Below are 15,185 nucleotides of genomic sequence, written 5' to 3' on the forward strand. Positions count from 1 at the left end.
AGGTATGGCCCAACCGCAATCGGGGATTTGTGCAGAAGCAAATTTGCATGGCTTACATTTATTCTTTAATGTTCTTGAAGGGCAAGATGAAGCTGTGCGAGAAGCATTAGCACAGGCTGGGCGCTTACAAGACGAGTTAAGCGATCGATTCTCTGAATCCATGCTCAGCAGTTTTGTCGCAATTGGTGCTCAGTACTGGCCACATATCTATCCTGAATTCATACCTCCAGAGCTGAAAAGCTTTCCTCATATTCGTTCAAATGATCATTTGATCCATAGTCAGCCCTTTGATTTGTTGTATGTCATTCGCTCGGACAGAGAAGATGTAAATCACTTATTTGCACAAAGCGTCATACATATGCTGGGTGGTTGTGTTGAGCTCGTCGCGCACGTACGCGGTTTCCGGTTTTTGGACGGGCGAAATTTTAATGGTTTTATTTACGCGAGCGAATCGCCTCATGGTCGCTTCAAGCGCAAAGTCGCCTTAGTCGATAATCCAGAAGGTATGGACCATCAAGGGAGCTATATCCACATTCAACGAGTAAAGTTTGATTTATCTCGGTGGCAACAACTCCCCATTGAAGAACAAGAGGCTTTAATGGGGCGCACGCGTTTAGACAATAAGCTGATTGAGCCTAAAGCAGCATTCAGTCACGCCAGTAGAGCAGAATTGAAGGATGCTGAAGGGTTGGTGTTATTGTTAGACCAGAGCATGCCATTTGGGGATGTGTTTGAGCAAGGGAGCATAAATTTGAGTTGTGCAGCCCATGGTAATGCCTTTGAGACCGTGTTGATGAGTCGTTTTGGTTTACTCTCTGGGCAAGATTGCTATGATCCGTTACTTGATTATTCTGAAGCAGATATGGGCGCATCTTTTTTTGCACCATCTTTGCAATTTTTGATAGAGATGGCGCAAATAGTGAAGGACGATTAAGGTTATACGTTATCAAATAACGTTTTTACTTTATCTAAAGTCTCGTCAATTTCAGATACTTTTGCTGGAGCAATAAAAATCGTGTCATCACCAGCGATTGTGCCAAGTACCCCATCGGCACTACCTAATGAGTCAAGTAGTCTTGCGATTAATTGCGCCGCACCTGGGCTGGTTCTTATGATAATCATCATCTCATTGTGCATGATGTCGATAACCAGTTGCCTAAGCGGACTTTTTGCTGTTGGTACACCCATCTCAGCGGGTAAACAGTAAACCATTTCTTGTTTGGCATTTCTGGTCCGTACCGCGCCAAACTTACTTAACATTCGTGATACTTTACTTTGGCTTATGTTATCAAAGCCTTGATCTTTTAGCGCATCAACTATTTCGCCCTGAGAACCAAAGTTTTCCTCTCTCAAAAGTGCTTTAAAGGCTTTAACTAAGGCTTCTTGTTTGTCTTGCGCTTGCATATACATCTCTTCAATTAATTTTGGTTGCCCGATTTTACACAAATCCTAACCGTTACCCAAATTTTCACGATGGAGTAATTTTCATGGTGTATCGTAAAGGCAAATTGCAAAAAGTTGTCTGTTGTTTACAACTATAGTCGAAAAAATCTCGAAAATAACGCGGATAAATTTGTCTTTACTCTCGCTTTTCATTATCTTTACAGCACACAAAATTCCTACCTTCAATATATGGAGAATTATAATGAAAGTTGCTGTATTAGGTGCCGCTGGTGGTATCGGTCAAGCGTTGTCACTTCTGCTTAAAAACGGTTTGCCTGCAGGCTCTGAGCTAGCACTATATGATGTTGCACCAGTTGTTCCTGGTGTTGCGGTTGATCTTTCTCACATCCCAACAGCTGTATCAGTAGCTGGTTACGGTAAAGATGACCTTGATCCTGCTCTAGCGGGTGCAGACATCGTTTTGATCCCTGCTGGTATGCCACGTAAACCTGGTATGGACCGTGCGGATCTGTTTAACGTTAACGCGAGTATCGTTAGAACTCTAGCTGAAGGTATCGTTAAAAACTGTCCTAAAGCGTTTGTTGGTATCATCACAAACCCAGTAAATGGCACAGTACCAATTGTACGTGAAGTATTCAAAAAAGCGGGCACTTATGATGCTGCACGCGTATTCGGTGTAACTACACTTGACGTTATCCGCGCTGAAACATTCATTGCTGAACTTAAAGGTCTAGACGTATCAGAAGTTAAAGTACCAGTTATTGGTGGTCACTCTGGCACGACAATCCTACCTTTACTTTCTCAGGTTGAAGGCGTTGAGTTCTCTGATGAGGAAGTTGCTTCTCTTACTAAGCGTATCCAAAACGCAGGTACTGAAGTTGTTGAAGCGAAAGCGGGTGGCGGTTCTGCAACGCTTTCAATGGGTGCAGCTGCAGCACGTTTCTGCTTCTCACTTGTTAAAGGTCTTCAAGGCGAAGAAAACGTATTTGAGTACGCATATGTTGAAGGTAACACTGGCGATGCTGAGTTCTTTGCACAGCCTATCCGTCTAGGCAAAAATGGTGTTGAAGAGCTTTTACCATACGGTGAACTAAGTGCGTTTGAGCAAAAAGCAAAAGACGACATGCTAGCGACGCTAGAAAAAGACATCAAAGAAGGTGTTGATTTCATGGCTTAATGCCAAGTTATTACACTAAAAAAAGCTGCTTTTAAAGCAGCTTTTTTTGTTTGTACTCTTTTATTGAGGCACTAAAAAGCTGGCAACTTGCCAGCTTGATTATGTTCATTTGTATGAAGAAACTTAGTGCAGGATACGTGCTCTAATAGTCCCTTCTACCGCACTCAATTCTTTTAAAGCAACTTCTGAGTGATCACTATCAACATCAATAACAACATAACCAATACAGTCATCCGTTTGCAGATACTGTGCAGCGATATTGATACCATGCTGTGCGAAGGCTTGGTTGATTTGCGTAAGTACACCAGGTCTATTTTCATGGACATGCAATAAACGACTACGATTTGATAGTTCTGGTAGTGATACTTCAGGGAAATTGACTGCCGTGACTGTTGAGCCGTTGTCAGAGTACTTGGCTAATTTGCCAGCAACTTCAATACCAATATTCTCTTGTGCTTCTTGGGTTGATCCCCCTACATGAGGTGTCAAAATAACATTGTCGAACTCTCTAAGTGGAGATACAAACTCTTCATCATTTGACTTAGGCTCAACAGGGAATACATCGATGGCAGCGCCAGCGAGCTTTTCATGTTGTAGAGCTTCTGCGAGTGCGTCGATATCCACAACGGTGCCACGTGATGCATTGATCAAGATTGCGCCTTGTTTCATTACTTCAATTTCAGCCATACCAATTAAGTTTTTAGTTTGTGGCGTTTCAGGCACATGCAAACTGATCACGTCTGCACGTTGGAGCAATTGTGTCAGGTTTTGAACTTGCTGTGCGTTACCGAGCGTCAGTTTATCCTCTATGTCGTAAAACTCGACCTTCATACCGATATTCTCAGCCATGATCCCAAGTTGTGTACCAATGTGACCATAGCCAATGATGCCCAATGTTTTTCCACGCGCTTCGAAAGAGCCAATTGCTGATTTAAACCATTGACCGCGGTGTGCCATTGCGTTTCGCTTTGGAATACCACGAAGCAATAATAAGATTTCACCCAACACTAATTCTGCGACTGAGCGGGTGTTAGAGAATGGAGCGTTAAAGACAGCAATACCACGGCGTTTAGCCGCATCTAAGTCAACTTGGTTCGTACCAATACAAAAGCACCCAATAGCGACAAGTTTTTCTGCTGCATTTAATACGTTTTCAGACAGGTGTGTGCGCGAGCGTATACCAACGAAATGAACGTGTTTGATACGCTCGATTAATTCATTTTCAGGTAGCGATGTCTTGAGGTACTCTATATTACTGTATCCATTGCGCTTTAATGTCTCTACGGCACTTTGGTGCACGCCTTCTAACAATAATATTTTAATCTTATCTTTAGACAAAGATACCTTACTCATGACTCATTCCTATTACCTAGTTTGTGGACCCTGTGGTGTCCCTGTAATTACGGTGTTTGCACCTCGGTGAGCAAATAGCCCATTAGTGACAACACCGACGATTTGGTTGATCTGTTCTTCTAACGCTTTCGGATCCGTAATGTTTAATCCATGAACGTCTAAAATGACGTTACCGTTATCTGTAGTTACACCATGGCGGTAAACTGGATCTCCGCCAAGCTTCAGCAATTCTCTAGCAACATAGCTGCGTGCCATCGGAATCACTTCTACTGGCAGTGGGAAATTCCCCAGCGTACTAACATGTTTGCTCTGATCGACGATACATACGAATTTTTTTGCAACCGCAGCAACGATTTTTTCACGTGTCAGTGCAGCGCCACCGCCTTTAATCATGTGTCCGTGTTCGTTGATTTCATCAGCACCATCTACATACACATCAAGCTGTGTAACATCATTCAGTTCAAAAACTTCAATACCGAGTGCTTTGAGTTTCTCGGTTGATGCTTCTGAGCTAGAAACGGCGCCTTTAATGTCATCTTTGATGCTGCCTAAAGCATCAATAAAATGATTCACAGTAGACCCTGTGCCCACACCAACAATGGTATTTTCTTCTACATGCTCTAGTGCAGCCCACGCAGCTGCTTTTTTCATTTCATCTTGTGTCATAACGTAATCACTTTGTTGTCTTTTAATTGGTTGAGATTATACGCTTAAACACTCGAATTGTATGACAAATAATTACACTCTTAAGCGTGAATTTCAGGAACAAATACACTTATCGCCACTGGTAATATTGGCTAGGCGTTAATATTGCGGGTAAAGGCACATCCCAGGCCTCAACCGGCAGTTGACTGACCTTTTGGCAGTCATGCGCTAATCCAATTAACTGTGGCTTGCTCCACCCCTGATTATAATAATTGGCAAGTGTTCGGTCGTAATAGCCGCCACCCATGCCTAACCTGTTGCCTTGCCCGTCAAATGCGACTAATGGCATTAACAAATAATCCAGCTGCTCTAATGGGCAAATTTCACTACAATTCAATTTAGGTTCTAAGATAGCATAGCGGTTTTGGCTCATGGTTGAGTTTTTTTCATATTTTTGGAACAGTAAAGTTGTGCCGATAAAAGGGTGAATTACAGGTAGGAAAACATCCGTTTTATTATCCCAAAGTGATTGAATTAAAAGGTTTGTTCTCAATTCTCCGTCATTGGGTAAATAGACCCCAATTCGGGTGTTTTTTGGGGGTTTTATGTGTTGAATAAAATTAATGTTTAAGTCATATTCTGCTTTAGATTGAAAATTTTCATCCAGAGAATTTCTTTTTTTTCGTATGGATGTACGAATTTTTTTTCTTACTTGCGCCTTTTCCAAGTTGCAACTTGAATTTTCTTTCATTAGAACTGCACCATTTCAGGGAAAGCTAAACTGAAACCCAATATGATGAGTAAGATAAATAAAATGGCAAGTAGTACATAAAGCAGTTTTTTGGACTTTGGTTTTGGCTCGGTATCTAAGTCAAGTTCATCGAAAAGTTCATCACTTTGCCATTGCTCCTCCTCTTTTTCATCACCGCTTTTTTCATTCCCATCAATTCTTTGCTCAAGCTCTTCTAGCTTTTCTTCAATTCTGATTAGGCTACTGGTGATATAATCGAGGGCTTCAAATACACGCTCATTCGCTGCATTATTAGCAACTGGAGCACTCTGCATATTGCTTTGCTGAGGCTGTACTTTACTTTGAAATCCGTAAATGGCTAAAAGTTTAGCTTGCTTTAAACACTTGTTTTTATCAGTTGCACCAAATAGTGGTTTTCCCTGCGTAAACGCAATAACTTTTTGCTTTGACACACCTAGCTTTGTGGCTAAGCTTTCCATCGCATTTTGGCTGTCTGTATCAGCATTAAATCCGACAAAAACAACTCTAAATTGGTCACTCATAGATGATCTCATTTTTTTCTAATAGGAAGAGTATACCCAAAAAGCCATCGGAAGCATTGAATAAATCTACGAGAGTGATTTATAGCAATTGATGCATTGGAAATGAGTGCTGTCTATAAGTCAAGGATGAGATTAATGATGTGTTAATCAGTGGATTGGAGCAAGAAAGTGGAGGGAAGGCCTCCACTTCGACAGCATTAATATTTGGCAGCTTGACCAGATTTCGGTAAAGCTTGATTTATAAATGCTCTTAAGTCTTCGTTAGAAAGCCTCAGATCTTCATAGCGTAGATACATCATATGACCAGAGCGATAACCTTTAAAACTCAGTCTATCTTTCATTTTACCACTTGGATCTAAGTGCCATAGGTTGTATTTACCATCAAAGTAGTTAGTTGCGCCGTCGTAATACCCTGATTGCACCATCACATGCAAATAAGGGTTTTGTGCCATTGCTAAACGCAAGCGCTCACCAACAGTATTTTTGGTTCTATCCCATGGGCGGACAGGGCCAAACATATTGTATTTTATATCTGTTTTGTAATTGAGCTCTTGGCGAAAGTAGTGGTTGATAGCTGGTGTAAATGAATGCAACCAAGAAGTGAGCTCTGGCCAGTAATCCGGGATGTCACCTGCTGCACGTTTATCAATACCCAAGTACCTTGAGTCAAGCCTACCGATGGTTAACTCTCTATCACGAAGCAGTTCTTTCCAAAATGCTCCTGTTGGGATATCTAAATTATTCTGTGCGACAAATCGTTCTGTTAAGCCAGAATATTTAGCAACTTGAGCGGTAACGGCTTGTTTTTCTTCGGCACTGATCATTGCGCCTTTGGCAAGTGCAGGTAGATAGGTATTAAGTGTATAAGCTTCCACCTCTTCTAATACTTCAAGTAAGTCTTTATTTTGGAGCTGGTTATCTAACGCGTTGTGGTACCACGCTGTTGCAGCAAAATAAGGCAAGCGATTAGCTGCTTTGACAGGACCATCGCGTTTTATCCCAATATCGGTAGGAGAAACTAAAATTACACCATTTAAATACATCCACTGTTGATTTTGTAATTCATGGGCTAGTCCTGCAACGCGTGTTGTACCGTAGCTTTCACCAATTAAAAATTTAGGGGACAGTGCTCTGTCATGACGGTTGATAAAAGTATTGAGCCACGTTGCAAGATATTTTACGTCCGCATTGACGCCAAAAAATTGCTTTTGTTGAAACTCTTTGCTTGGCATTTTACCTTGTTTGTCAGGTAGTACTCTTGAATAACCCGTGTTAACTGGGTTTACAAAAACAATATCGGTTGTGTCTAGAACGGAGTAAGGATTATCTTTTAAACCATACGGTTGCAGCGGATAGCCCTCATCGTCTATTTTGAGCACGCGCGGGCCAGTGTAAGCGATATGCATCCAGACTGACGCCGAGCCTGGTCCGCCATTGAATGAAATGAGCAGTGGTCGTTTAGCGATGTCCTTTACTTTATCTTTTTTGTAGTAGGTATAGTGTAAAGAAGCGATTGGGTGGCCTTCATTATCCCACAAAGGCTGAGTGCCTGTTGATACGGAGTAATTTAGTTTTGAGCCATTGATGGTTGTTTTATGTTTTGTCGTGACCTGATGATCTATGTCAAAACTTAATTGACCGTTTGTATTACTATTTGCACTGCTGAGCGCACTGATACACAGTAACATGAGACCTGATACTATTTTGGGTACGGCTGTCATGGGGTTCCTCGGTATTCTCTTCCAGCTTACATTTAAAGCTTTTTTAATGCTGAATTCAAAGTCAATGAGACTAAACAGCAATATTTGCAGCCCATTACAATTTGTTTACCATTTAGGGGCGATGCAGGTTTTTTTTGTCACAAAAATCGCGTATATTTCACCCTTATGTCTGTAGTATTAAAGTATTTAGCCCTGTTAAATTCTTGTTTAACTACGCTCTCATTGTAGTCATTAGAGAAAGTTTCCATGCAAAAAGTATTAATTGTTGAAGATAGTAAGGTTGTTCAACAAATCTTACGCCATTTGGCATCACAATATTTAAATGTCGACATAGACTTTGCTTGGTCTCTCAAGGAAAGTAAAGCGCTACTTGCGAGTAATCGCTACACTTTGGCCTTGGTAGATTTAACATTGCCCGATGCAATGGACGCCGAAGTGGTGCAATTAACTTTGAGTCATAACGTTCCCACAGTGGTACTGACTTCTAAAATTGATGAGTACAGTCGACAACAAATGCTGGAAATGGGTGTAGTCGACTATGTGATAAAAGATAACCGAGATTCCTACTTATATGCAATTAAACTGGTTAGCCGATTACTGCGTAACCAAGGTTGCAAGGCTCTGATCGCCGATGACTCGATGATTAGCCGAGCGGTTATGAGGCAAATGCTAGAAAAACAACTTTTTACGGTTTTTGAAGCGCAAGATGGTGAGCAAGCACTTACTATGCTCAAGGCTGATCATGACGTGAAACTGCTATTAACTGACTATGCGATGCCTACGATGGACGGTTTTGAACTAGTAAAAGCGGTTCGTAACTTCCGTGGTAGAGATGATTTGGCCATTGTTGGATTATCTGGTGCAGGGACCCATGGATTGTCTGCAAAGTTTATTAAATACGGTGCAAATGACTTTCTGATGAAGCCATTTATGAATGAAGAATTCCATTGCCGTGTAATGCAAACCATGGAACAGCTTAACTTGATTGCTGAGATAAAAGACTATGCCCACAGAGATTATCTGACCGGTTTATACAATCGACGTTACTTTTGCCAACAAATGGATCGCTTACTTAAATCAGGCTTAGACCATAGTTGCTTAGCTTTACTTGATCTTGACCTATTCAAAGAAATCAATGACCAATATGGTCATTTGGGCGGGGATAGCATTTTGACACAAGTGGCGCAGCTTCTGAATGAATCATTTTCTGAAAGCCTAGTATCACGTGTTGGCGGAGAAGAATTTGCGGTATTGTTGGCTGAGAGTGATATGCGTAAAGCCAAAGCGGCTTTTGATAATTTTCGTATGAAATTTGCGGATAACATTTTTCATGTGGATGAGCATCAACTGCGGTGTACCTTGAGTATTGGCATTGCAAAATGTGAATTTTCAACTTTAAGTGAAGTGATGCGCCATGCGGATAAAGCGCTATATCAGGCCAAAGCGCAAGGGCGTAATAGCGCAGTGACCGCTTGCACCAAATCAAACAAAATGCTTGAACAGTGCACCAGCTAAGTGCACTTTTTAACTTTTATTTCTTCCTTACAATCATATCTTACTGATAAATAGGCACTTATCTTTTTGGCATAAAGGTTGGATTGTGTATTCCATCAACAACAGGAATCACACTCCATTGGAGGCCAACAATGAAAATGATAAGTGCGATAATTAAGCCTTTTAAATTGGACGAAGTGCGAGAAGCACTTGCCGAGCTCGGAATAGAGGGCATGACCGTGGTCGATGTGAAAGGATTTGGCCGACAACGCGGCCATACTGAGCTGTACCGAGGTGCAGAATATCAAGTCGACTTTATCCCCAAAATTAAAATTGAAATTGCGACTCACAGTGAAAACTGCCAACGCGTCGTCGATACCCTAACACAAGCGGCAAACACCGGAAAAATAGGCGATGGTAAGATTTTCGTTTATGACTTAGAGCAAATCGTGCGGATCCGCACGGGTGAATTAGACGAAGAAGCTATTTGAGGAGCACCTGATGGATAACACAATCATAGAATTACAATTTTCACTCAATACTTTTTATTTTTTGATATCAGGTGTTTTAGTTATGTGGATGGCTGCTGGCTTTGCCATGCTTGAAGCAGGTTTGGTGAGATCTAAAAACACCACTGAAATTCTGACTAAAAATATTGCGCTCTATGCTATTGCATGCACCATGTATTTGTTAATTGGCTACAACATAATGTATGTGGGCAATTCGGAAGGCGGATTTGTACCAAGCTTTGGCGCATTGATCGGGGAAGCTTCCGCGGATGCAGACCATGCGTTGGAATCTGACTTTTTCTTCCAGGTGGTATTTGTCGCAACGGCGATGTCTATTGTTTCTGGCGCGGTTGCTGAAAGAATGAAGTTATGGGCATTTTTATTATTTACAGTGGTACTTACTGGACTTATTTATCCAATACAAGGTTATTGGAGTTGGGGTGCGGGTTTCTTATCTGAATTAGGGTTTGTTGACTTTGCAGGGTCTGCCATTGTGCATGGTGCAGGTGCCGCAGCTGCATTGGCTGGTGTACTTCTACTGGGCGCGAGAAAAGGCAAGTATGGTAAGCATGGAGAGATCTACCCAATTCCTGGCTCCAACCTACCGCTTGCAACGCTCGGTACGTTTATTTTATGGATGGGGTGGTTCGGATTTAATGGCGGATCTCAGCTATTTTTAGCGGATAAAGAAAATGCGATTGCGGTGAGTCAGATCATGCTCAATACCAATGCCGCCGCTGCAGCAGGCGCAATATCAGCGCTGTTAGTTTGTAAAATCATGTGGAAAAAGGCAGATTTAACGATGATTTTAAATGGTGCATTGGCAGGTCTTGTGACAATTACGGCTGAACCTGCTTCTCCAACTCCTCTGTTAGCGTGTATTCTTGGTGCGCTTGGCGGCAGCCTAGTGGTGTTTAGCATCGTCACTTTGGACAAGCTAAAAATAGATGATCCTGTTGGCGCGATATCTGTCCATGGTGTGTGTGGTTGTTTAGGGGTAATGATGGTGCCTTTCTCTAATAGTGACGCGAATTTCGTATCGCAGTTGATAGGGTTGGTATCGATTCTAGGCTTTGTTTTTGTCACATCATATCTAGTATGGGCACTTTTGAAAAAAACCATGGGGATCAGGGTGACAGAAGAAGAAGAGCTCAGTGGCATGGACCAACATGACTGTGGTGTAGATGCTTACCCTGAATTTGTCACAATACGAAATCACTAATACGTAAGCGGTTAAAAAAGCAGGTATAAGCCTGCTTTTTTAGTTTCAGTCACAGTGAATCTAAGTTAATCTAGCATCATTGTAATTACGGTAAACATCGCCTCGGTAAATGTCAGAGAAAAAACGTACTCCTGCAAACAAGTCAAAGCCAAAACGGTCCACGAGAAAAGCGCCTAACCCTAAAAAAATGTCAATAAAGCAGCGCCTTGGAATATTAAAATCAAGTGTATTGCAGACACTGTGGGCATTGTTTTGGAAAGGTGGGCTTGCCGTTTGTTGTGCAGTCGCAATGTATGTGATTTACCTCGACGCCAAAGTGAGCAAGCAATTTGAAGGAAATAAATGGCAGCTGCCTGTGCAAGTCTATGCGCGAGCTATGTCATTTTATCCGGATCAATATCTTTCAGAAGAAGAAGTGCTCTGGGAGTTAGAGCGGCTAAATTATTCAAGAGTTAATAGAATCAAAGGCACAGGCCAATATCTTGTCCAAGGGCGTACTATCACCATTTTTCGACGTGCATTTGAGTTTTATGAAGGCGCAGAGTCACCTCGGGTCTTTACGCTGAACTTTGCAGGTAAGAAATTGGCAAATATCGTTGATAAAAGTGGTCGACGTATTTCTGGTGAGCGACTGGAGCCCGTACAAATTGCCCGTATTGGCAATGAAACTAATCAAGACCGTGAATTTGTACCTCTGGCTAAATTTCCAAATGTGTTAAAGCAAGCGCTTTTGGCCGTTGAAGATCGTAACTTTTATGAACATCACGGGGTATCTGTGTGGTCTATTATGCGTGCCTTATACAGCAATATACGCGCTGGCCGCACGGTACAAGGTGGAAGTACGCTGACACAACAACTTGCAAAAAACTTTTACCTCACTCGAGAGCGCTCAATCATCCGAAAAATAAATGAGGCGTTCATCGCTTTAATCTTAGATTATAGATATAGCAAAGATGAAATTTTGGAAGCCTATCTTAATGAGGTTTATTTGGGTCAAGCCTATAATCAGGGCGTGCATGGAATGGGCTTAGCTTCAGAGTTTTATTTTGCCAAACCTGTTGATGAGTTGGAGTTTGATCAAATTGCACTATTAGTGGCCATGGTTAAAGGGCCTTCGTTTTATAATCCGAGAAGATACCCAGAGCGAACCATGGAGCGTCGAGATTTGGTGCTGCGCTTAATGGCAGAAAACGGCATCATCTCCACCACAGAATATCGCCAGTCACTGGAGCGGAAAATCGAGATACAGCCTCTGAAGGAGAGCTTACTGCAGTCTTACCCAGGTTATCTGGAGCTAGTGAATCGCGAGTTAAAAGAGCTAGTCCCCAGTGACGATATTATTCATGCTGGTGTGCGGATATTTACGTATTTTGAGTTACAAAAACAAAGCGCGATGGAAGAGGCTGTCGTGTCTGGGTTGCCGTATTTGGAGCGCCGTTTTGGTACCTCTGGATTAGAAGTTGCAATGATTTCAGTCAATGCTGAGAAGTCTGGCGTATCAGCATTAGTTGCAGGCAGACAGATGCGGTTTTCTGGTTTTAACCGCGTATTGGACACTAAACGGAGCGTGGGATCATTGGTTAAGCCTGCGATTTATTTGACGGCTTTACAGCAAGATTATAATTTAGGGACATTGATAGAGGATGCGCCTTTACAAGTAACGGATGCTTCAGGTAAAACCTGGTCTCCGGAAAACTTTGATCATAAATTTAGAGGCCAGGTGCCTTTATACGAAGCATTCAGTAAAAGTTTGAATATACCAGCGGTTAATCTAGGACTGGATGTGGGGGTGCATCAAGTTGCACAAACGATGACTGAACTTGGCATACAAAGTGATATTCCAACTTACCCCTCGATGTTATTGGGCGCTGTTGAACTATCAAGCTTCGATGTCGCGCAAATGTATACTACATTGGCTGCCAATGGCCGTTATAGTGCGCTTACCAGTATTTCTGCGATCACGGACTCTGCTGGTAAGACCCTATATAAGCATCATCCTGAGCGTGCGCAACGTTTTGATCCTGTTTCTGTGTATATGACCAAATATGGCCTCAAACGTGTGACAAAGAGTGGCACGGGTAAGCGCTTAAATAAGCATTTCCCCTCGGTACAGCTAGCAGGTAAAACCGGAACAAGTAATGACATGCGAGATAGCTGGTTTACGGGGTTTGACCACAACACGGTTACGGTGACATGGATTGGCCGTGACGATAATAAGCCAGCGAAGTTAACTGGCGGGCGAGGTGCACTTGAGCTCTATATTCGTTATTTGAAGCCGCTCAATCCGCAAGCCATAGTCGATGAACGGCCTGCTGGAGTAAAATGGGCTTTTGTGAATAAGCAAACGGGCAAGCAAGCAGCGCCGCATTGCGGCCCTGCGATACAGCTGCCACTTCGAGCTGAGTTGTTTAATCCAAACCCTAGCTGTCAGTGATGATTAAGTTCTGAACTGACTCATCGCAGACTTTAAGTTGGCAGCCATGCTACTGAGTTGATGTGCATCGTCTTGAGTGGCTTCTGCAGAACCCAAAGTGTGCTCTGCAAGGTCACTGATTTCGCCAGATTCTGAGAGCGCTTGTTGTGTTGCTTGAGTCTGTTGTTGGACAAGCTCTCTAATGACATGCCCCTGTTGATCAATATCCGTCATGCTTTGTTCTGCTGCACTTAATATCTGATTAGTCTGGGTTGCGGCAGTCACCCCTCTTTCCATTTTTTCAACGCTACTTAACATTTTTTGTTGCGTATCATTTGAGGCATTTTGCAATGATTTGATGATGGTATGGATCTCTTCAGTTTGTTGTTGTGTACGTTTTGCTAATGTGCGCACTTCATCAGCTACAACCGCAAACCCTCGGCCTTGTTCACCTGCACGAGCAGCTTCAATTGCCGCGTTGAGCGCAAGTAAATTAGTTTGTTCAGCAATTTCGCTTATCCCTAAACTTACCTTGCTGATGTTTTGGCTATCTTGCGCGAGTTTGTCTAAAGCGAGTCGACTTTCTTCAAATTCGCTTTGTAGCACAGTCATATGTTGCGCCAGTTCTGTGGTATTTAGACTGCCCTGTTTTACCTGCTCAGCAGCGGTACTTGCAAGCTCTGTTGCATGTTGTGCAGAGGTTTCAACAGAGTCTGCGGCACTTGCCATCTCTGACAAAGCTGCATGTATACCAGAGATTTTGATTTGCTGCTGTGCAACATCATGACGTGTATCTTGGCTGATATGACTTAGCTTATCTGTGGCATGGTGTAAGTCGCTGGTGGTGTTGTGCACATCACCAAGAAGCGTTGTAAAAGCATCGAGCACTCGATTATATTGAGCGACGATTTCATTGAGCTCATCACTGCCATGGGAAGTTGCACGAGCTCGCAGATCACCTTGCGCAGCGCGTTGTGCTGATTGTGAAAACTCAGAAATCGTATCTACGACCGCGAAATAAAACCCTAGCATTAAGTAAAGCGCGATGGATAAACTGAGAATAGACGCAGCGGCCACTAAATTACGAATAGTTTGCTCTCTTTCAAGCTTTTCCTGCAACATGGCTTTGAGCGTGGGTAAAGCAACAGTAACTAAATCTTGTGTTTTACGCTGAACATTGCGGTGTGCAGTTGAAAATGCACCGGCTGTCAGTTCAATATCATCGGGGTCGAGTAGCTTGGTTTTAATGGCTTGCTGATAGCTATCTAATGCTGAATTAAGCGCATTAATTTGTGTTGATAGTTGCTGTTTTACAAACTGGCTCTCTAATGCGGCGACCTCTAGCTTGTCGAGCAATTGTGATTTTACGATAGGTAATGCTTTATTGAGGTTGGACAGTGCAATGAAGGAGTCCGGCGTAAATCGTCCGCGACTTATGATCCCATTTGCTTGTTCCGCAATATCGTTGATTTGATACACGACTTTCGGCAGAGACTCGACCAATGAGCGATTTAAATAAGAGCGGCTTAAGTCGTTATCGATGGCCAACTTGGATGCGATAGAAACTTGCTCCAGTGGTGTATTCGACGCTTTTGCATTGACAGAAAAACCACTTTGGTCAAGCAACCTTTGGTTATCTTGTTGTCTGTCATTAATAATATTTTCTAGTAGTTTAGGGTATAGATTAAGCCCTTGCTGCTGCTGTTGGCTAACTTGGATTGAATGAGTCAACGTCGAATTAAGAAAAAACAGACTCAATGCCAGTGGTAAGAGCAAAATGCCAAAAACGAGGCTAATTTTTGTTTTGTATTTTAATTGCGCCATAAATGCAATGGCGGGGCTACATAGTGATCTGAGTCCTGTCATAATTTAAGTCTTTGTTATTGAATCACGAGATAGAGACCTGAGTAATACAAAGAATAGTTCAAAGGAAAAGAAATTTTTTCTTCAAGAT

Annotated in this window: 13 protein-coding genes; 6 read left to right on the plus strand and 7 right to left on the minus strand. The window is 42.4% G+C overall.

Going from position 1 to position 15,185, the window contains the following annotated elements; translation table 11 throughout:
* Positions 1–4: 4 nt before the first annotated feature.
* Positions 5–934: a Dyp-type peroxidase gene (locus tag N473_RS17690; protein WP_063369079.1), complete on the plus strand. Its 930-nt coding sequence runs from the start codon at positions 5–7 to the stop codon at positions 932–934.
* A 2-nt stretch (positions 935–936) separates the two neighbouring features.
* Here the strand turns inward: N473_RS17690 and argR are convergent, their stop codons facing one another.
* Positions 937–1,404 carry a transcriptional regulator ArgR gene (gene argR, locus N473_RS17695; RefSeq protein WP_039611713.1) on the minus strand — a complete coding sequence of 156 codons (468 nt, stop codon included), beginning with the start codon at positions 1,402–1,404 and terminating at the stop codon, positions 937–939.
* A gap of 241 nt (positions 1,405–1,645) precedes the next feature.
* Between argR and mdh the strand changes: the two genes are divergently transcribed.
* Positions 1,646–2,581, plus strand: a complete 936-nt coding sequence (gene mdh, locus N473_RS17700; RefSeq protein WP_039611712.1) for a malate dehydrogenase — start codon at positions 1,646–1,648, stop codon at positions 2,579–2,581.
* A 123-nt stretch (positions 2,582–2,704) separates the two neighbouring features.
* Here mdh and serA read toward each other — a convergent pair whose 3' ends face one another.
* The 5 genes from serA to N473_RS17725 form a co-directional block, all read right to left on the minus strand.
* Positions 2,705–3,934 (minus strand): phosphoglycerate dehydrogenase, encoded by a 1,230-nt coding sequence (gene serA / locus N473_RS17705; RefSeq protein WP_039611711.1) that lies wholly within the window; start codon positions 3,932–3,934, stop codon positions 2,705–2,707.
* 12 nt (positions 3,935–3,946) lie between these two features.
* Positions 3,947–4,600: a ribose-5-phosphate isomerase RpiA gene (gene rpiA / locus N473_RS17710; RefSeq protein ID WP_039611710.1), complete on the minus strand. Its 654-nt coding sequence runs from the start codon at positions 4,598–4,600 to the stop codon at positions 3,947–3,949.
* Between the two features lie 109 nt (positions 4,601–4,709).
* Positions 4,710–5,330: a 5-formyltetrahydrofolate cyclo-ligase gene (locus N473_RS17715; protein ID WP_063369080.1), complete on the minus strand. Its 621-nt coding sequence runs from the start codon at positions 5,328–5,330 to the stop codon at positions 4,710–4,712.
* Positions 5,330–5,872, minus strand: a complete 543-nt coding sequence (locus tag N473_RS17720) for a hypothetical protein (RefSeq protein ID WP_063369081.1) — start codon at positions 5,870–5,872, stop codon at positions 5,330–5,332. The genes N473_RS17715 and N473_RS17720 overlap by 1 nt, the downstream gene beginning before the upstream one ends.
* Positions 5,873–6,069: 197 nt before the next feature.
* Positions 6,070–7,593, minus strand: coding sequence for a S10 family peptidase (locus tag N473_RS17725; RefSeq protein ID WP_081221247.1), 1,524 nt, complete (start codon positions 7,591–7,593; stop codon positions 6,070–6,072).
* Positions 7,594–7,839: 246 nt separating this feature from the next.
* Here N473_RS17725 and N473_RS17730 point away from each other — a divergent pair, with 246 nt between their 5' ends.
* The 4 genes from N473_RS17730 to mrcB all read left to right on the plus strand — a co-directional run bounded on the left by N473_RS17730 (position 7,840) and on the right by mrcB (position 13,252).
* A complete protein-coding gene (locus tag N473_RS17730) occupies positions 7,840–9,108 on the plus strand; it encodes a diguanylate cyclase (protein ID WP_063369082.1) in 1,269 nt (422 codons plus the stop codon).
* A gap of 131 nt (positions 9,109–9,239) precedes the next feature.
* The gene (locus N473_RS17735; protein WP_039611707.1) at positions 9,240–9,578 is read left to right on the plus strand and encodes a P-II family nitrogen regulator; all 339 of its coding nucleotides are present in this window, start codon (positions 9,240–9,242) and stop codon (positions 9,576–9,578) included.
* A gap of 10 nt (positions 9,579–9,588) precedes the next feature.
* Entirely contained in the window at positions 9,589–10,818 is a 1,230-nt protein-coding gene (locus tag N473_RS17740) for an ammonium transporter (RefSeq protein WP_063369083.1), read from the plus strand.
* A gap of 187 nt (positions 10,819–11,005) precedes the next feature.
* On the plus strand, positions 11,006–13,252 hold the full coding sequence (mrcB, locus tag N473_RS17745; protein ID WP_419555160.1) for a penicillin-binding protein 1B: 2,247 nt from the start codon (positions 11,006–11,008) through the stop codon (positions 13,250–13,252).
* A gap of 3 nt (positions 13,253–13,255) precedes the next feature.
* Here the strand turns inward: mrcB and N473_RS17750 are convergent, their stop codons facing one another.
* Positions 13,256–15,097, minus strand: a complete 1,842-nt coding sequence (locus N473_RS17750; protein WP_063369085.1) for a methyl-accepting chemotaxis protein — start codon at positions 15,095–15,097, stop codon at positions 13,256–13,258.
* Positions 15,098–15,185: the final 88 nt, after the last annotated feature.

Source organism: Pseudoalteromonas luteoviolacea CPMOR-1 (genome assembly GCF_001625685.1).
GTDB classification, from domain to species: domain Bacteria; phylum Pseudomonadota; class Gammaproteobacteria; order Enterobacterales; family Alteromonadaceae; genus Pseudoalteromonas; species Pseudoalteromonas luteoviolacea_K.